The organism is Nonomuraea sp. NPDC049269 (assembly GCF_043197155.1).
In the GTDB taxonomy this organism is placed as follows: Bacteria; Actinomycetota; Actinomycetes; order Streptosporangiales; family Streptosporangiaceae; genus Nonomuraea.
In genome coordinates this window covers 1212722-1229804 of the sequence record NZ_JBICSO010000002.1, presented here as the reverse complement: position 1 = coordinate 1229804, position 17083 = coordinate 1212722, and the positions used below count along the sequence as shown (strand labels likewise).

Below are 17083 nucleotides of genomic sequence, written 5' to 3'. Positions count from 1 at the left end.
TGGGTGTTGCAATTCAACCCGGAGATCTGGATCAGCGCGGGAAGAGGCGTCTGGGAGGCCGCTGATGATGCGGCCCGGGGCGTGGACGCGTTCTGCCGGGCGATGGATGAACGGCCCTTCGGTCAGGACGACCTGGGCCGGGCGCTGTTCGAGGGTGACCCCGAAGCGGGCCTGCCGGGGTTCGCCCGAATACGTGATGACCTGCTGAAAGACCTGGTCGTGGCGGTGAATCTGCTCCGCGGGATGGCGGCGGGGCTGGTCGTCACCGGGGCCACGTATGCCACAGCCGAGGGGGCGAACACCGGGATCCCGGGCGCGCGGTCATGCCCGGCATGGCTGGCGGAGCCGGAGGAGTACAAGCCCGCGCAGGGTTCGTGCGGCCTGCCGACGACCACGCCACCGCCTGACCTCGTGAGCCAGGCGCTCTGGTTCCTCGAGTCCGTTGGAGCCGGGGCCGCGTGGCCGGATGGCGATCTCGACGGTGTGGCGCGGCTGCGGGATGCCGCGACGGCGCTGGGACGCGTGATCGGCGATGTTCAGGAGCAGATCGCCGGGCAGGCCGAGCGGGCGGCCGGGGCCGGAGGCGGGGGCGGGCCGGCCACGGCCGCGTTCGGGCAGGCCGCGCGGGTGGTGCACGGCGATAAGGGGCAGCTGGCGGACCTGCGGCGGCGGTGCGAGCATCTCGCCGACTGCGGCCAGATCGCCTATGACGCGATCGTCAAGGCCAGGTGGCGATTCGTGGCGTGCGCGGCGTTCGTGCTGGCGCTGATGATCCTCACGAAGCTACTGGCCCCCCGGCTCGGCCCATTACTCGACGCCGTGGTGAAAAGGCTGCTCCGAGCGGAGGGCCTGGCGCTGCGGATCACCTTGCTGAGCATCCGTCAGGCGGCGCTAGGCGCGATGTACTCCGGCGGGCTGAGCGCGATCGATCAGCTGTTCGCCACCGGCACCATCGATGCGGCGGGGCTGCTTCGGAGTACGTTGCACGGAGCGCTCGCCGGCGGGTTGATGGCCGGTGCGCACGCCGCGCTGCCGGCATTACTGCGCCGAGGCGGACCCGCGCTCACCGGCCTGGCCGAGGCCATGGAGTCGGCCACGTGGGAGCGGGCATTCTCCCGGATCCTGGTCGGCGGGGCGGTGAGCACCACCGTGCTGGCGACCGCGGGATGGGCCGGCGGCGCCGGCTGGAATTGGAAACACGCCTCTGAGATGGGATTCGGCATGGCCGTTCTCAGCACCGGCGCGGCAATCGCCACCCGGAGCTGGCCCGTCCCGGGCTACAAGAGTCTGCGGGGCAGAGCCTGGAAGCAGAGTCCGGCCAAGCGGTGGCATGACGTCAAGTGGGCCTTGGGGATTCTCACGATCACCGCTCCCGCGGTCTTCGCCTTCGCGCTCGCGAAGTTTGCCGAGGACAGAAAGAACCCCTTCTTCCTGCAGAAACGGACCGGCCAGTTCGGCCGCGAGTTCGACCTGGCCAAGGGCCGTACGATGAAGATCACCAACGGTAGGGACAGCAGCTCCGGCTCATCGGATCAGCGGCGCACGTGGGTCGGCAAAGGTTGGGCGAAGACCAGTCTCGATGAGTTCGTCCAACTGGGTTACAACGTGCTCTATAAGAGCAACATGTCAGTCGTGAACGACCGCCCGATATTTGATGTCGACCGGCAGAGAACAATAAATGCCCTCGGCCCCACCCTGGGCCCGGTCTGGAATGAAAAGGATCTGGCCGGAAAGCCTGGGCTGTTCGGTCGGTTCGCCAACAAGATCCTAGAGCTCAATCTCAAGCCGATGACAAATGCGTACGACGTTCAACGAGGGCACCAGGGCATCTGGCACGACAAGTCCGCGAGCCTGGAATCGGACCGGAAGATCCTTTGGGAGTCCATCTCCGCTTACTGGAAGCGTATTTCCTAGTCCCGGTCTTCCGTGCGGCCGGCCATCCGCAGCCCTGACGTGCGCGCCTCCGTGATCGATACGCTGACCTCTATGGGTGATCGCGAAGCATCTCTGCGGCTGGTGGACGTAACTACGACCTTGGACATGACGCTCACCGCCCTGAGAGCCGCGGACGCCGACCCGGCATACCGCGTGGGCGGCACAAGCGCCGCCCTGCTGCACGGTGTCCATCTCCCCGCCGGGGACATCGACATTTTGGTGGCTCGACGAGAGGACGTGGACACGTTCGCCGCCGCCCTCTCATCGTTTCCTTGCCTCTACCCCCCATCCTGGATCCCCGAAAGTTCGCAGTACTTCACCAAGTACGAGGTGAACGGGGTCGAGGTGGAGATCAGCACCGTCGAGACGCAAGATGACTCCGATGGGATGGAGTGCGTCGGCCGCGGCCCGTGGGAGCACTATGTCCTGATCACCTGTGGCTCTCATCGTGTTCCGGTGATTCGCCTGGAGCTACGGCTGGCCACAGAGCTCTTGCGAGAGCGGCCTGATCGCTATGAACCTCTCCTCGGCCACATGGGCAAGCATGGATTCGACTCCGCTCTTCTACAGAGGGCGATGAATGCTCGCCGGCTACCGGCGGAACGCCAGCGACTGATTCAAGACCGCCTCGCGCGCTCCTCCCCCGGCCTCCGATAGCCGCCGGTTACCTTCGGGCGCCGGCTCCCGTCATACAGGCGACGGCCCCACGGTCGTCGGACCGACAACTGGATGGGAGACCAGAGTGCTGACGAACATCATGTATGTGACGGTCTATGTCACCGACCAGGACCGCGCGCTGGAGTTCTACACCGAAGGGCTCGGCCTGGAGAAGCGCATCGACTACCCGGGGCCGGAATCACGCTTCCTCACCGTTGGCGTTGCTGGCAGTCCGGTCGAGATCGTCCTCTGGTCGCATGCGCCGGCCGCGGGGCAACCGATCGGGAAGCAGCCGGGCGGCGCCCCCGGTCCGATCTTCCTCGAGTCGGACGACCTGAGGAAGGACTTCGAGGTGCTTCGCCGGCGAGGCGTGACCTTCGATCAGCCCGAACCGGAGGACTACCCGTTCGGCGTCCGCATCGAGGCAGTGGATCCGGACGGCAACCGGATCTCGCTCCGCGAGCAGCGCCGCCGAAACCGTACCGACGGACATGAGCAAGCAGATCCGAGGACGATGACGAGATGAATGACACCAGCCGGACAGACCTGGTGGCCGAGGCGTTCGAGGCCCAGCGCGATCGGCTGCGCGCGGTCGCCTACCGCGTGCTCGGATCGCACGCCGACGCCGAGGACGCGGTCCAGGAGGCCTGGATGCGGCTCGCCCGCCAGGACACGGCGACCATCGCCAACCTGGCGGGCTGGCTGACCACGGTGGTCGGCAGGATCAGCCTGGATGTCCTGCGGTCACGCCAGACCCGCCCCGAGGCGTCCTACGGCGACGAGCTTCCTGGGCTCTTGGTAACGGCCGACGACGGCGCCGAGCCCGAGGAGTACGTGGCGCTCGCCGACTCGGTGGGGCTCGCGCTGCTCGTCGTCCTGGACTCGCTCGGGCCGAGCGAGCGGCTGGCATTCGTGTTGCACGATCTGTTCGCGGTGCCGTTCGCCGAGATCGGTCAGATCCTCGGCAAGTCCGCCGACGCCACCAAGATGATCGCCAGCCGCGCTCGCAAGAAGGTACAGGCGACCGAACGGCCGACGGTCGTCGGGCGAGAACAACGAGAGGTCATCCAAGCCTTCCGCGCAGCGGCCGTGGGCGGCGATTTCGAAGCACTGCTGCGCGTGCTCGACCCGGACGTGAGGCTGACCGTCGACACCCCCGGTGGGGTGGTCGTCACGCTCGGCGCCACCGAAGTCGCCGCCGGCGCGAAGATGTTCTCCGGCCAAGTCGCACGCCATCAGGCGGTGCTCGTCAACGGCCTTCCCGGGTACGTCTCCTGGCGCGAGGACGGAACCCCGCTCTCGATCATCTCGTTCACGGTCACCGACGACCGGATCACCGCCATCGCGATCGTGGCCGATCCCGCCAGGCTCGCCTCGATGCGCCTGCCGGACCCCGCGTGAGCCGCCCGTGACTCAGCCGCCGTCAACGGAGCCGTCGGCGTAGGTGACAGCAGGCGTGGGGGGCGGCTCGGAGCCGGTGAGGGCGGCGCACGTCGCGGCCAGCACGTCGGCGGCCGGATCCCGGGTGGTCACGCATGCCAGCATCGAGGTCGACGGCGCGTCGCCGGACTTGGCCACAGCCTTCGCCAGGCGCTCGCGGGTCATGGTCACGCTGCAGGTACGCGACATCGGCCCCTCGTCGCAGCCGTACCAGAGAGGGGTGTTGATCGGCCGGTAGTTGGGGTTGTTCCGCGCGCGCATCGGGTTGGGATCGGGGCCCGAGACCTTGGCGACCAAGCCGATGCGCTGCCCCTCGGCGAGGCGGAAGCGGCACAGGGTCCGGCTCTGGTCCGTCTCGCCGGTCGTGGCGTGGCACTGGACCGGCGCGCCGGTGACCGTGACGCCCCAGCCGGTCAGGAGGGCGACCGCGAAGTCGTACTCCTTGGCCGGCTTCGACTCCCGCTCAGAGGGGAGGTCCACGGGCTTGGCCAGGCCGAAGTCGGGGATCACCAGCTCACGGAGCGCCACGTCCAGCTCGGCCGCGGAGCGGACGAAGCGCGGCTCGGGCGCGCCGCTGGCCCTGGCCAGCGTCTGGAGCTCGTCGCGCTGCCCGTCGGGCACCTGGAAGCCGACGAAACGGAACTCCAGCGTCAACCCCGCGGCGGCCACACGCTCGCGGATCGCCTTCAGGACCGCGTTCTGGTCACGGGTGCAGGCGTCGGTGCCGTGGCTGGTCACCACGACGATGCGGTTACCCCGCAGCCCCCGGAAGGGGTAGAGGCCGGAGAAGTCGTCGATCGCCGCGAGCACACCGCTCTCCAGGGTGACCTTGCCCGCCGAGGTCAGTGTCCGCGCGGCCGAGGCGACCTGCTCGCCCCGCCCGGTGCCGCTGCTCACCAGTTCGGCGGTGTTGTCGACGGCCCCGCAGGTCCCGCCGAACCTGCGCAGCGAGACGGCGTCACTGTCACCGGCGTTCCGCGCGGCCGACCCCACGGAGGCGGCTATCGCGCCGATGTCGACCCGGCTCTCCGAGGTGTCCACGAGGAAGGCCGTGCGATGGCCGGGAATGGCGAGGTAGATGAGGTAGGCGATCGCGGCCAGGATGAGCAGCAGCACGACGACCACCGCCACCCGCCGCTTGCGGGCCTTGGCCGGGGCGGTCATGAGGTGCTCGCCGGGGCCGTGGCGAGCAGTGCCTTGATCGCGTCGTTCATGCGCTTGACCCTGTCTTTGTAGTCCGCGGTGGCCCGTTCGAGCGAGGCGAGCTCCGGCGACGAACCGGCGCGCGCGCCGTCCAGCAACCGCCGGGTGCCGTCGAGCAGGCGGCCCTGTTGGGTGCGCAGGTCGGCCGCCCGCGCGTGGAGGTCGCGGGCGGCGGGGGTCTTGGCCCGCCCCGCAAGGTCGTCCAGTTCGGTGTCCACGCCGCCCGTTCCGGCCTGTCGCAGCTCACGCGCGGCGACATCCAGCCTGCCGTCCCGGATGGCCAGCAGAGCGGCGTTGACCCTGTCGACAGTGGCGTTGAGCGTGGTGATGACCCGCCTGGCGCTCTCCAGCACGGGCTCGACATTGGTGAACCAGTCCAGGGCGGAGTCCAGTTGCGCCGGCGTCCCCGCGTACAGCGGCGCGGGGGCGCCGGAAGCGGTGGCGATGCGCTCCAGCGCCTCGCGCTGAGCGCGCGGGACCCGGTAGCCGACCACGCGGAACTGGATGTTCAGCCCCGCCGACGCGACCCGCTCCCGGATCTCGCGCTCGACGAAGGCGGTGTCCGCGTCGCAGGCGTCGGCGCCGTGGTTGCTGATCACGATGACCCGGTTGACCTGCTTGGCCCGCTGCGCGAAGGGGGCGGCGAAATCCTCGACCGCCGCGACGATGCCGCGCAGCAGCGTGCTCTGGCCCCCGGCGCGCACCTGGCCCGCCGCCGCCTTGATGTCCCGCCGGTTGCCGGTGCCGAAGGACACGAGCTGCGTGGTGTTGTCGTCGGCGCCGCACTCGCCGCCGAAGCGGCGCAGCGCCAGCGCGTCCCGGTCGCCGGCGGAGCCGACGACGGTCATGAGCGACCTGGTGATGTCGCCGGGCTCGGAGGTGGCGTCGATCAGGAACTGCGTCTTGTACGTCGGCGCGTACTGCGGGAGGACCACCCCCACGACGAACCAGGCGACGCCCGCCACCATCGCCCCGACGATCAATGTGACCAGGGAGACGGTGAGGCTGCGTGGCAGGTTGACGACGGTGACGTACAGGTCGCGCGCCGCCTGGTAGATCCGCGCCAAGAAGAAGGCTTTGGCCTCGAGTTTCACTCCCGTTCTCGCGTCGTCTCGCGGCGCCTGGGAGGGTGCGGTCATCGCTCGCGTACGTGCATGTCCCGGCCGGACTGGAACAGGCTGGCCCGGCCCGACGCCCGGGCGATCATGACGCCGGGGGCACCGCCCTCGTCGGCCCGCGGGGTGAGCCCGTCCACGATCCGCCGCAGCTCTTCGGCCAGCTCCGGATCGGCCGCGACCAGGCGCCCGAGCCGGCGCCGCCACTCCACGGCCAGCTCCTCCTCGGTCTGCTGGTCCGCGGCCTTCCTGGCGGTCAGCACCTCCGCGCGTACCTCCTCGAGGTCCGCCTCGATCGCGGGCACCCGCTCGGGATGCGGCTTCCGCCAGAGCGCGGCGATCGCCCGTCGCGCGTCCTGCCAACCCTCCGAGGCCATCGCCCCCACCACCGCCGAGCCGGCGGCCACCATGAACGGATCCACGCCATCAGCATCGAGGCGCCGCGCCAGGGCTGTCGAAGTCCCATCGCCAATACCCCATTGGCCATGCCTATCGCCGCAGGCCGGTGATCTCATGGGCGGTGCGTGCCGCCAGATGGCAGAACGCCTCGGCGAGCCCTCCGTTGTCGCCGGCCCGCCGTACCGCCACGACCACCGCCTCGGACAGGCCGGTGACCTCGACCATGCGGATGCCCGACGGCAGCGGGGTGTCCTTGAAGTTGTAGGGGCCGGGACAGAGCGCCCGATTCAGGCGTACGGCCATCAGCAGCTCGTCCGGGGTGGCGCCCGGCTGACCGACCAGGCGGGGCGTCTCCTCGTTGCGCTCCTCGTGCATGTGCCACCAGCGCGTGACCCTCTCGGGTACGGCGGAGGCCACCGGCACGAGCGGCTCGTCGAACACATCCGTGTAAGGCACGCTCCCGGCGTCCCAGAACGCATGGCCGACCGGTACGGCAACCGCCCTCGGCACCGTGGTGAGCGGCTCCCAGGTCAGCCGCTCGGAGTCCACCGGCATGAACATGAGCGCGGCGTCGAGCTCCCCGTTGATGAGCGGACGGTCGAAATCGATCAACCCCACCTGCCGCCAACTCGTCCGCACCCTCGGATACGCCGCGGTGAAGGCACTGAGCACCGAGAAGTGCAGCTCGTCGGGAAGAGGCAGGGAGACCCCGACCCGCAACGCGCCCTCCCCGGCACCGGCCACGTGCCTGGCCGCTCTGGCCGCCTCTTCGACCGCGCTCAGCACGACCTTGATCCGCTCGTAGAACGCCTCGCCCGCGGCGGTGAGCCTGGTGCCCGCCGGGTCGCGGGCGAACAACGTCGCGCCCACCCGCTGCTCCAGCTCCCGCACCTGCTGACTCAGCGTGGGCTGCGACACGTGCAGCCGGGCTGCCGCCCGCGTGAAGCTCCCCTCCTCGGCTACCGCCACGAAATAGCGAAAATGCCGCAACTCCATGTGCCCCCTCCTCATCCAGTATTCGGGCCGGTCAGGGGAGGTGTTAGCACGGCGAGAACTTCTGACCTGACTGGTCAGGAATCGAGAAGCGCGCACCCTCGAACCGCACCTAGCCTGACCGTCATGGACCTCACCACCACGACGTCAGGAGTGACCATGACCAGCTCTTCCACCCAGGGAATCAAGACCGTGCTGCATCCCGTTTCCGACCTGGCGGCGGCCAAGAAGGTGTACGCCGCGCTGCTCGGCGTACAGCCGCAGGCCGACGGGCCCTACTACGTCGGCTTCGAGGCCGAGGGCCAGCACATCGGGCTGGTGCCGGGCGGTGGACCGCAGGGCATGACCTCGCCGGTGGCCTACTGGCACGTACCGGACATCGAGGTGAAGCTGGCCGAGGTGACCGCCGCGGGCGCCACGGTGAAGGAGCCCGCGCACGACGTCGGCGGCGGCCGCCTGGTGGCCACCGTCACCGACCCCGACGGCAACGTCCTCGGGCTGCTCCAGGACCAATGAGTGCCGCTACAAGGGGGCCTAGGGCACGACGATGACCTTCCCGGTGGCCTGGTCGTTCTCCATGTACCGGTGGGCCGCGACGATGTCGTCCAGGCCGAAGACACGGTCGATGTTGGGTCGATAGACGCCTGCCTCGACCTGGTGGACGATTCGCTGCAGCACGGTCGTGCCCGCGCTGCCCTTGAAGTCGTCGCTGTGGAAAGCCGTGAGCCTGGTTCCGGAAGGGATCATCGCTATCGGCTCGAAGTCCGGGATCAGCCATCCGCTGAGGGAGCCCGACACGCACACCGTCCCGCCACGACGGACCAGGCGCAGCGATTCCACCGCCGTACGCGCCCCGACGAGATCCAGAACATGGTCCGGGCCCTCGGGCCAGACCGCGTGCACGCTCGCCGTCAGCGGCCCCCCGGCGTCGACGAGCACATGGTCGACGCCGGCCGCGGTCAACGCGTCGACCTTGTCCGGCCGCCGGGTCGTGGCCGCGGTCTCGACACCGTAGCCGGCCGCGATCGACGCGGCCGCCATCCCCACCGACGACGTCCCGCCACGGATCAGCAGCCGCCCCTGACCGCCCGGCACGACCCCCAACGCGTCCAGCGAGCCCTGCGCGGTCAGGTACGTCTCAGGTAGCGCGGCCAAGACGTCCCAGGGCAGGGTGGTGGTGACCGGCATCAGCAGCGAGTTCGGCAGCAACGCGTACTCCGCGTAGCCGCCGTCGAACTCCCGGCCCATCTCACCCATCACCGCCGCGACGGTCGTCCCGTCCGGCAAGTCGGGATCGGTGGAGGATGCCATGATTCCCACGCATTCGATGCCGAGCACCCGCGGGAACTTCACGTTCGGGGAATGCCCCTGGCGGGTTCTCAGCTCCGATCGGTTCAAGCCCGCGCCCTTCACCTGCACCAGGCTCCAGCCCTCCCGAACCGCCGGTACCGGCAGCTCACGGATCTCCAGCACCTCCGGGGCACCCGCCCTGACACAGACCGCCGCTCGCATGGTCGTACTCCCTCTCGGCATGGGTTGATCGCGTATGCATCCACTGTCGTGAAAGAGCGCTGTGACCGTCCACCGGTAGAATGCCAAGTTATGCCCGTTGGCCGCCAACTTGCCGCGTCCGGTCCGACGTCACATCTATGGCCGTCCGGAGGCGTACATCTATGGCCATCGGGCGGAACCAGCCCGGTGGATTCCCATTCACGTGGACATCTGGTGTACGCGGCCCGTGGCGTCCTGTCCGTACACACCGAACGTGGCACATCGATCGTGCCGGCCAATCGAGTCGCATGGACCCCCGCCGGGTTCACGCACTATCACCGCGCTCACAGCAGCACCGACATGCGGATCGTCTTCCTGCCGCCCTCGCTGGCCCGGCTCGTACCCGGTCATCCTGCCGTGTTCATGGTCTCCGACCTCGCCCGCGAAATCCTGCTCGCCCTCACGGGCCCACGCAACTACGACCGCGCCGCGGGCGACCCCAGCCGGGCCGCGGGCGCTCGCCTCCGTCGAGTCCTCGTCGACGAACTCCACGAAGCACGCGAGCAGCCACTGCACCTGCCGGAACCGCGCGATGACCGGTTGCAGGCCATCGCCCAGATGATGTACGAGCAGCCCGGAAACAACGCCTCACTGGCCGAACTCGGGCAGGCGATCGGAGCCAGCGCCCGCACTCTCAGCCGGCTGTTCCACAACGAACTCGGCATGACCTTCTACGAATGGCGCACACAACTACGCGTCTACCACGCACTCGTCCTCCTCGCCGACGGCCACGACACGACCCGCGTCGCCCACGCCTGCGGCTGGGCGAATCCCAGCAGCTTCATCGCAGCCTTCACCAGCCTCATCGGCACCACCCCGGGCCGCTACCGCTCCCGGACCTGAGCTCATGAAACGGTGATGACCACCTTGCCCCGAGCGTGTCCCTTGCCGAGATAGCGGATGGCGTCCGGGACGGCGCTGAGCGCGTACGTCCGATCGATGACCGGAGTGATCTTCCCGGCTTCGGCGTACCGTCGCAGCAGGTCGAGATCGTCGCCGCTCGCCTTCGTCACCATCGGCGCCAGCCGCTGACTGATCAACGGGGAGAGCACGAGCAGCTTGAGCGGACCGAGCAAGGGGCGGATCCACATCCCCTTGAGCGGCCCGCCGACGGCCACGAGCACGCCGTTCGGGGCGAGCAGCCGCCTGATCACGGGCAGGGGGTGGTTACCGGCCATGTCGATCATCAGGTCGTAGCGGCGTCCCGTCCCGGTGATGTCGTCGCGGGTGTAGTCCACGACGTGGTCGGCACCGATCGAGCGGACCATGTCCACGTTATGGGTGCCGCACACACCGGTCACCTCGGCGTCGTACGCCTTGGCGAGCTGCACCGCGAACGTACCCACGCCTCCCCCAGCACCGTTCACGAGCACCTTGTGCTCAGGCAGAATGCGGCCCTTGTCGCGCAATGCCTGAAGGGCGCTGAGCGCCGACACCGGCATGGCCGCCGCCTCCTCGAAGGAGAGGTTGGCCGGCTTCTTGGCCACCATCCCGTCCTGGGGGAGGCTGGCGTACTCGGCGAACGCCGCACTGCGCGCGGTGGGTGCCATGCCACGGCCGCCGTAGACCTCGTCTCCTGGGCGGAACCTGGTGACGTTCCCGCCCACAGCCTCGACGCAGCCCGCCATCTCGCCGCCCAGGCCGATGGGCTTGGGCCGGGGCAGGCCGCACAGCAGTCGCATGAAGTACGGCGTGCCCGTCATGGTGCGGACGTCGAGCGGGCTGACGGCGGCCGCCTTCACCCTGACCAGCACGTCGTCATCGCCGACAGCGGGCAGGTCGACGTCCTCCAAACTCAGGACATCAGGCGAACCGTACCGGTTGAAGCGGATTGCCTTCATGACGTCTCCTCGCGGGGCGCCGACCTCGACGCGCTGTATCGCCGGCTCCTCGGACATGCTCGTCACGGTAGACAGCGGGCCGGGCCGCGAATATCACGGAGATTCGTGATTCGGTAGTAGTGTCCAGGGCAACCATGGCCAGACCGCCGCGCCTCTCGGGCAATCTGCCGGCCGAAGCGACCAGCTTCGTGGGCCGCCGCCACGAGCTGGCGGACATCAGGAGGAAACTCACCGAGGCGCGCCTGGTCAGCCTCGTCGGGCCGGGCGGGGTCGGCAAGACGCGCCTGGCGATCAGGATGGCGGCCGATCTCGGCCGCGGGTTCCCGGACGGGACGTGGCTGGTGGAGCTGGCCGAGGTACGGGATCCGGCCCGCGTCGGCGACACCGTGCTGACAACCCTGGACCTGCGCGACCAGGCGGCGACCGAGCCTCTGGCCCGGCTGCTGTCCTACCTGCGCGACAAGAAGCTGCTGCTGGTGGTGGACAACTGTGAGCACCTGGTCGAAGCGGCCGCCCGGCTCGTGACAGAGGTGCTCAAGGCCGCGCCGGGCGTGCGGGTGATGGTCACCAGCCGCGAGCCGCTGTCGGCGCCGGGCGAGCACGTGGTCCCCGTGCCGCCGCTCGAACTGCCCGCGGCTCACACGCCTCTCACGCGGCTCCGGCAGAACGAGGCGGTCACGCTGTTCGTGGAACGGGCCGCGGCGGGATCGGGCGCGTTCGAGCTGACCGCGGCGAACCAGGCGGTCGTGGTCGATCTGTGCCGCCGGCTCGACGGTCTGCCCCTGGCGATCGAGCTGGCGGCTGTCAGGACCCGGGTGCTCACCGCCGGGCAGATCCTCGATCGCCTGACCGACCGGTTCGGGCTGCTCGTCGGGGGTGGCCGGGCCGCGCTGCCGCGCCATCAGACATTGCGTACGACCATCGATTGGAGCCACGACCTGCTGGCGGCGGGCGAGCAGACGTTGTTGCGGCGGTTGTGCGTGTTCGCGGGCAGGTTCACGCTCGAAGACATCGAGTACGTCTGCGATTCCGCGGATGCGTTGGACCTTCTGTCTTCGCTCGTCGACAAATCCCTGGTGATGAAGGAGGACGCCGGAGATCTCGCCTGCTATCGGCTGCACGAGACAATGCGCGAATACGCCGTTCTCAAGCTGCGCGCGGCCGGTGAGGAAAAGGCCGTCGAACGGCGATTCGCCGACTACTACAGAACGAGGTGCCTGCGTTCCACGGCCGAGGCCCGATTTCAGCTTGTCGAGTGGCTCGAATGGATGAACCTGGAGATCGACAACGTCCGTTCGGTTCTCCGGCGCTCCCTGGACGAGGAGGATTTCTCCGGCGGAATCGCCCTCGCCACCTCCCTCGGCTGGTACTGGATGACGCGGGCGACCAATGAAGGCGTTCGGTGGCTCGACGAGCTGATCGCGTCCGGAGGCGATAACGCGCGGGGACACTTCATGCGCGGATTCCTGGCCGTGCTGCAGTCCGATCCGGTAGCCGCCGCATCGGCGCTCGAAAAGGCGGTGGCGGCGGCCCGGGAGCCGAGTCTGCTGTCACAGTCGCTCTCCCTGGCCTCGATGGCCGCGAGCATGACCGGTGATCGCGAATCCGCCGAACGCCTGCTCGGCGAGGCCCGCGCGGCGTGCGACGACCTCCCGGCCACACTCATGTCGCTACAGGCCCAGTCGCTCAACGGACTGTTCGACGGCGATCTCGACAGCGTGAGATCCGCCTCGTCACAAGGCGTGCGGATCAGCCGGGAAATCGGCGATCTCTACAGCCTCGACATGATGCTGTTCAACCACGGCTCCGTCATGCTGATGGCCGGTGATCTCGGCGAATCCAAGCCACTGTTCACCGAGGCGCTGCGAATCGCCCATCGGATCGACGACCGGGTGGCGCAGTATTGCCTGCTCGACGCCTTGGGGTGCCACGCCGCCGGCTCGGGCGAGGCGCGACTCGCGGCGCGACTCCTGGGGGCGGCGGAAACCGTGCGCACGGGCGCGGGCGCGAGCATCCTGCCCTTCCTCGTCCCACTCGTCACCCGTGCCGAACAATCGGCGGCAGCAGAACTCGGACCCTCCAGATTCGCGGCCGAATTCGAGGCGGGGAAACGCTTGAGCCGGGCCGCCGCCATCGGACTGGCTCTCGGCGAACCTCCCCCGATAGCCGCCTCCACCGACGTGGCGCCGCTCGGGAAGCGGGAGGCAGAGGTCGCGCGACTGGTCGCGGACGGCCTGAGCAACAAGCAGATCGGGGCCCGGCTCTTCATTTCCGAACACACCGTGGACAGCCATGTTCGCCATATTCTGAACAAGCTCGGCTTCAAGTCGCGCACTCAAATTGCCGCCTGGATGGCAGCGTCCGATCGGTGAAATGAGCTGATCGCGGGTACAGGTCGGACCGGTCCGCACCGCCGGGCCCCAGGTCCGACTACGGTTGAACGCCAGTATGATCACGGTCCGTGGCAGCAAGGTCGACCTTGCTTAACCTGCTTATATGCGGCGCTCATGCGGGATCGTGCTGGCAGTCATCGGAATTATGATGCCTGCACCAAGGGCGGAATCCGGCCCGGTTGCACGATGAGCGCGTTCTCCCCGCCTTCCGGATTCCACGACTCCTCGGATTCGTTGTCCACGAACAGGTAAGCCATCCGGATCTGCCGGCCGGGCAACCGGAACTGCCCGATGAACCCCATGAGACGCTCATGCCGCCAGCAGAGCGGCCAGTGCGGCTCCTCCAACCAGACGGGCTGACCACCGAGTTTGGTCCAGTACTCATCGATCGCCTCGTCAGCGTGAGAGAAAATCATCTGGTACGCGAGGCCATCACCGTCGATCACCGAAGCATCCTATGGAAAGGGAGTTCGTCGGCGTCACCTTCAAGAGGAGATGCCTGCCGAATTGCCGACGATCGCACAAGCGTAGGAGCGCTGGACCCCAGTACCGGCTCGGCCTGCAGTTTGTCGGATGGGACTGCCAGACTCCGCATATGCATGATCTCGTTCTTTCAGCGAACACCGTTGCAGCCGGTCCCCCCGACGCGGTGACACGCTCCGCGGACAAGCATTCCGATCGCACTCACGGCAGGCGGCCCATATGAGCGCGTTCGAGCAACTCAGCCTCCAGCCCAGTCCAGAGGCATGGAACCCTGCGTGGATCGCGCGCGGTGAGCTTCGCGGCCAGCGGTTCGAAATGCCCACCGGCGTGTCGAGCGTGACCTTCGACCGGGCACAGCTGGCGGACGTGGACTTCTCCGGAACGCGGTTCGCCCAGTTCACCGTTCACGGCAGCGAATTCGAGGAATGTGACTTCACCAACGCCGTCTTCGAGCAACTGTCGATGGGCTCGACGCGCGTGCGAGGAACATGGGACGGTGTCAGCTGGCCCCAGTCAGTCTTTCGCGATTGCGTGTTCCGGCGCACCCGCTTCGCGTCCTCCACGTTCTTCGGCAACGTCCGCTTCGAGAGGTGCACTTTCGACCGGTCTCGACTGAGAGACCAGACGAGCACCTCCGAAGCGGAGTTCGTCGACTGCGTCTTCCTCGGTCGCGTGCGGAACGTCAACTTCTGGGGGCGCCCGACCGACCACCAGGCCGCGCTGGGCAGGGACCGCAATGACTTCACCGGAAACGACTTCACGGGCGCGGAGCTGGATTACGTCGCCTTGCATCACATCGACCTGCAGGCCCAGCGCTGGCCCGGCCTGCCCGGTTACGCGCTTCTCGATCGGATCAGCGCGCGCGTGGAGGCGGTGCTGCCCTTGGTTGAGCAGTGGCAGGACGCACATCACCGGAAGGAGGCGCACTTCAGCTTGGAGTTCCTCGCGGACACGGCCCTGGTGCAGAACGACGACCAGGCGCTGGTGAGTCCGTTGGATATGGGGCGCAAGTTGCCGCCCTCACTCCGCGAGGAATTGTTCGAGGCACTCAGACACACATCCAGCGATATAGCCCCTGGTTGAGCCGCACCGCCTCACGCGCCAGATCCCGCAAAGCTGTAATGCGTTCGACCTCGAACTCGTCAAGCAGCTCGTCTTCGGCATACCCGCGCAGCCGCGCGTCGTCCACGGCGGCGAGTGCTGCGACAGTCTCGGGTGCTGCCCGGTCCACGCCTGCCGACTCGCCATCGTCCACGATGGCCTCACTGTCCCCGAACTCGCTGAGATCGTGTCCGGTGAGCTCCGCGACCAGTGTGTCGAGCTCGTCGAGCCACCCTTTGCAGTCGACGTACGGCAGGTTCACCGCCTCCGGCCCGCCAGCCAGGGCCAGCCCCGCGGACTGGTCGGAGTCCGCCGTGAAATAGTCGACGAGAACGCCCATGGCCGGCCACTCTACCGATCAAGTCCACACGGTACGCAGCAGACGTGGGCCGATCGTTCGCCCGACTACTCGAGGAGCCCGGCGAGGGGCAGAAGCGGCAGCATGTCTGCCTTCTAGCTCGCAAGCCTGAATCGTCGTAAGCGGAAAGCGAGCCCATCGGCGATCAGCGGCGGCCCAAGCTGCCGGCGGCCGGGATCTGCCCCCCAGGCCGCATGCCCGGCTGCCGCCTTGATACCTGCAAGGGCAATGCGGCAGACCTGCGGGCAGGCCCGCGTCGTATTCAGCCGAGTAGTTCCGGGCAGCAGCAGCGGTGAGGACTTGCATTCCTGAGGATAGCCACCTCTGCCAGCCCTAATCCGGAAATACGAGAGCGGACCCAAGGACTACCCCCCACCCACCTTCATCGAGGGTTATCACCCTTTGGCATCACCAGTCTGCACAGGATCGTTACAAGAAATCCCTTATCTCGCCCACACCACCCACTTACTCTTTTCTCTGCTATATCCCCCCAAGCAAGGACGCTAATGAAGCTCTTCTTAGCAGGCCTCGTGGCAACGGCCGCTGCCGTGTGCGCGGTGACCGTACCCGCTCAGGCGACATCCGTAGCCTCCGTGCAGGCCGCTCCAGCGGACCCGGTGAAAGCCCTGAAGGCCCAGCTGGTCTCAGGCAAAGGCGTAAAGATCACCGAATCAAACGGCATCACCCTCGATTTCACCTCCGACGACCAGGCTATGCAGGTACAGGTGACCACCCAAACGGTCGGTACCCTGGCTTTCGACAAAGGCAACGTAGCGGCTGCCGATCTGCGTGTCCGCATGTCCTCACGCCAGAAAGGGTCCAACCCTCCCTACCGGGTCATCGCTCAGGGCAGAAACGCCTACGTGACCAACGCCGGCATCGCCAAGGCCCTGCCCTCCGGTCGTTCCTGGATCCAGTCGAAGGCCGGCGGGCCCGAAAACGCTCTCCTCAACATGGGCGCCACTCCAGCGGAACTACAGTTCATGCTGGACAACGCATCAGAGGTAGCGACCGGCCAATATCAGGGCACCGCCACACTCGCCAAATTCCGGCACGACAAGTCCGCCGGAGAAGGCAACGTCGAGTTCAGCCTGTACTTCGATGAACACAACCTGCTCACCCGCACGGTCGTCGACACGACGGCCTACCCGGACGGCGACAGCACGGCCTATGACCAGATGGCCTTCCACACCGATACCAAGTATTCGGACTGGGGCACCAAGGTGAAGATCGCTACACCGGCGGCCAGCAAGGTCATCAGCGAGAAGAAACTCAACGCGAAGACCCGCAAGGCCGTCATAAAGGCTGGCTATCCGGAGAGCGGCCCCTTCTAACCAGCGCCAAGAAGGAACCGACGCCGGCGGGCAACCCGCACCATGCTCTACCAGGAGACGCTCACCTTCAGCCGGCTTTACAAGGCGTCGGCCGCGTTCCGCGCTCAGCACGACGGGAAGTACACGAAGACCGAACTCTCGTGGCGGCTATGACTCGGAGAGGAGCAGTTGGTACGCAGAGTTCGGACCTCCTGGCCCGAAAGGCTCGGTCATGCCCGTTACCGGGCGAACTTCCGTTTCAGTGGTTACAGCACGCAGTGGTACTACGAGCAATGAACCA

The 17083-nt window shown here is 67.7% G+C and carries 17 protein-coding genes; 9 read left to right on the top strand and 8 right to left on the bottom strand.

Features of this window, described 5'->3' with window-relative positions; all coding sequences use genetic code 11:
• The first annotated feature begins 3 nt into the window (after nucleotides 1-3).
• The 4 genes from ACGFNP_RS15830 to ACGFNP_RS15815 all read left to right on the top strand — a co-directional run bounded on the left by ACGFNP_RS15830 (nucleotide 4) and on the right by ACGFNP_RS15815 (nucleotide 3993).
• Complete coding sequence (locus tag ACGFNP_RS15830) at nucleotides 4-1914, top strand: sugar transferase (RefSeq protein ID WP_393319016.1); 1911 nt, start codon at nucleotides 4-6, stop codon at nucleotides 1912-1914.
• A 72-nt stretch (nucleotides 1915-1986) separates the two neighbouring features.
• Complete coding sequence (locus ACGFNP_RS15825) at nucleotides 1987-2592, top strand: hypothetical protein (RefSeq protein WP_393319013.1); 606 nt, start codon at nucleotides 1987-1989, stop codon at nucleotides 2590-2592.
• Nucleotides 2593-2677: 85 nt separating this feature from the next.
• A complete protein-coding gene (locus ACGFNP_RS15820; protein WP_393319010.1) occupies nucleotides 2678-3118 on the top strand; it encodes a VOC family protein in 441 nt (146 codons plus the stop codon).
• Nucleotides 3115-3993 carry a sigma-70 family RNA polymerase sigma factor gene (locus ACGFNP_RS15815; RefSeq protein ID WP_358340825.1) on the top strand — a complete coding sequence of 293 codons (879 nt, stop codon included), beginning with the start codon at nucleotides 3115-3117 and terminating at the stop codon, nucleotides 3991-3993. The genes ACGFNP_RS15820 and ACGFNP_RS15815 overlap by 4 nt, the downstream gene beginning before the upstream one ends.
• Nucleotides 3994-4005: 12 nt before the next feature.
• On the opposite strand, the gene ACGFNP_RS15810 is transcribed toward ACGFNP_RS15815, so the two are convergent.
• The 4 genes from ACGFNP_RS15810 to ACGFNP_RS15795 form a co-directional block, all read right to left on the bottom strand.
• A complete protein-coding gene (locus ACGFNP_RS15810; protein ID WP_393319007.1) occupies nucleotides 4006-5196 on the bottom strand; it encodes a hypothetical protein in 1191 nt (396 codons plus the stop codon).
• Nucleotides 5193-6329 carry a hypothetical protein gene (locus ACGFNP_RS15805; protein WP_393319005.1) on the bottom strand — a complete coding sequence of 379 codons (1137 nt, stop codon included), beginning with the start codon at nucleotides 6327-6329 and terminating at the stop codon, nucleotides 5193-5195. The genes ACGFNP_RS15810 and ACGFNP_RS15805 overlap by 4 nt, the downstream gene beginning before the upstream one ends.
• A 41-nt stretch (nucleotides 6330-6370) precedes the next feature.
• Nucleotides 6371-6772 (bottom strand): hypothetical protein, encoded by a 402-nt coding sequence (locus ACGFNP_RS15800; protein WP_358340831.1) that lies wholly within the window; start codon nucleotides 6770-6772, stop codon nucleotides 6371-6373.
• Between the two features lie 67 nt (nucleotides 6773-6839).
• The gene (locus ACGFNP_RS15795) at nucleotides 6840-7745 is read right to left on the bottom strand and encodes a LysR family transcriptional regulator (protein ID WP_358340833.1); all 906 of its coding nucleotides are present in this window, start codon (nucleotides 7743-7745) and stop codon (nucleotides 6840-6842) included.
• A gap of 123 nt (nucleotides 7746-7868) precedes the next feature.
• On the opposite strand from ACGFNP_RS15795, the gene ACGFNP_RS15790 reads away from it, so the two are divergent.
• Nucleotides 7869-8258 carry a VOC family protein gene (locus ACGFNP_RS15790; RefSeq protein WP_393319000.1) on the top strand — a complete coding sequence of 130 codons (390 nt, stop codon included), beginning with the start codon at nucleotides 7869-7871 and terminating at the stop codon, nucleotides 8256-8258.
• 18 nt (nucleotides 8259-8276) lie between these two features.
• Here the strand turns inward: ACGFNP_RS15790 and ACGFNP_RS15785 are convergent, their stop codons facing one another.
• Nucleotides 8277-9254, bottom strand: coding sequence for a zinc-binding dehydrogenase (locus ACGFNP_RS15785; RefSeq protein WP_393318997.1), 978 nt, complete (start codon nucleotides 9252-9254; stop codon nucleotides 8277-8279).
• A 213-nt stretch (nucleotides 9255-9467) separates the two neighbouring features.
• On the opposite strand from ACGFNP_RS15785, the gene ACGFNP_RS15780 reads away from it, so the two are divergent.
• Entirely contained in the window at nucleotides 9468-10136 is a 669-nt protein-coding gene (locus ACGFNP_RS15780; RefSeq protein WP_393318994.1) for an AraC family transcriptional regulator, read from the top strand.
• Between the two features lie 2 nt (nucleotides 10137-10138).
• Here ACGFNP_RS15780 and ACGFNP_RS15775 read toward each other — a convergent pair whose 3' ends face one another.
• The gene (locus ACGFNP_RS15775) at nucleotides 10139-11134 is read right to left on the bottom strand and encodes an NAD(P)-dependent alcohol dehydrogenase (RefSeq protein WP_393318991.1); all 996 of its coding nucleotides are present in this window, start codon (nucleotides 11132-11134) and stop codon (nucleotides 10139-10141) included.
• Between the two features lie 134 nt (nucleotides 11135-11268).
• Here ACGFNP_RS15775 and ACGFNP_RS15770 point away from each other — a divergent pair, with 134 nt between their 5' ends.
• Nucleotides 11269-13506 (top strand): LuxR C-terminal-related transcriptional regulator, encoded by a 2238-nt coding sequence (locus ACGFNP_RS15770; protein WP_393318988.1) that lies wholly within the window; start codon nucleotides 11269-11271, stop codon nucleotides 13504-13506.
• 164 nt (nucleotides 13507-13670) lie between these two features.
• On the opposite strand, the gene ACGFNP_RS15765 is transcribed toward ACGFNP_RS15770, so the two are convergent.
• Nucleotides 13671-13973 carry a hypothetical protein gene (locus ACGFNP_RS15765; protein ID WP_393318985.1) on the bottom strand — a complete coding sequence of 101 codons (303 nt, stop codon included), beginning with the start codon at nucleotides 13971-13973 and terminating at the stop codon, nucleotides 13671-13673.
• Between the two features lie 256 nt (nucleotides 13974-14229).
• Between ACGFNP_RS15765 and ACGFNP_RS15760 the strand changes: the two genes are divergently transcribed.
• Entirely contained in the window at nucleotides 14230-15093 is an 864-nt protein-coding gene (locus ACGFNP_RS15760) for a pentapeptide repeat-containing protein (protein WP_393318982.1), read from the top strand.
• Here ACGFNP_RS15760 and ACGFNP_RS15755 read toward each other — a convergent pair.
• Nucleotides 15059-15451 carry a hypothetical protein gene (locus ACGFNP_RS15755; protein ID WP_393318979.1) on the bottom strand — a complete coding sequence of 131 codons (393 nt, stop codon included), beginning with the start codon at nucleotides 15449-15451 and terminating at the stop codon, nucleotides 15059-15061. The two genes, ACGFNP_RS15760 and ACGFNP_RS15755, sit on opposite strands and share 35 nt — an antisense overlap.
• Before the next feature lie 524 nt (nucleotides 15452-15975).
• Between ACGFNP_RS15755 and ACGFNP_RS15750 the strand changes: the two genes are divergently transcribed.
• Entirely contained in the window at nucleotides 15976-16803 is an 828-nt protein-coding gene (locus ACGFNP_RS15750; protein WP_393318977.1) for a hypothetical protein, read from the top strand.
• Nucleotides 16804-17083: the final 280 nt, after the last annotated feature.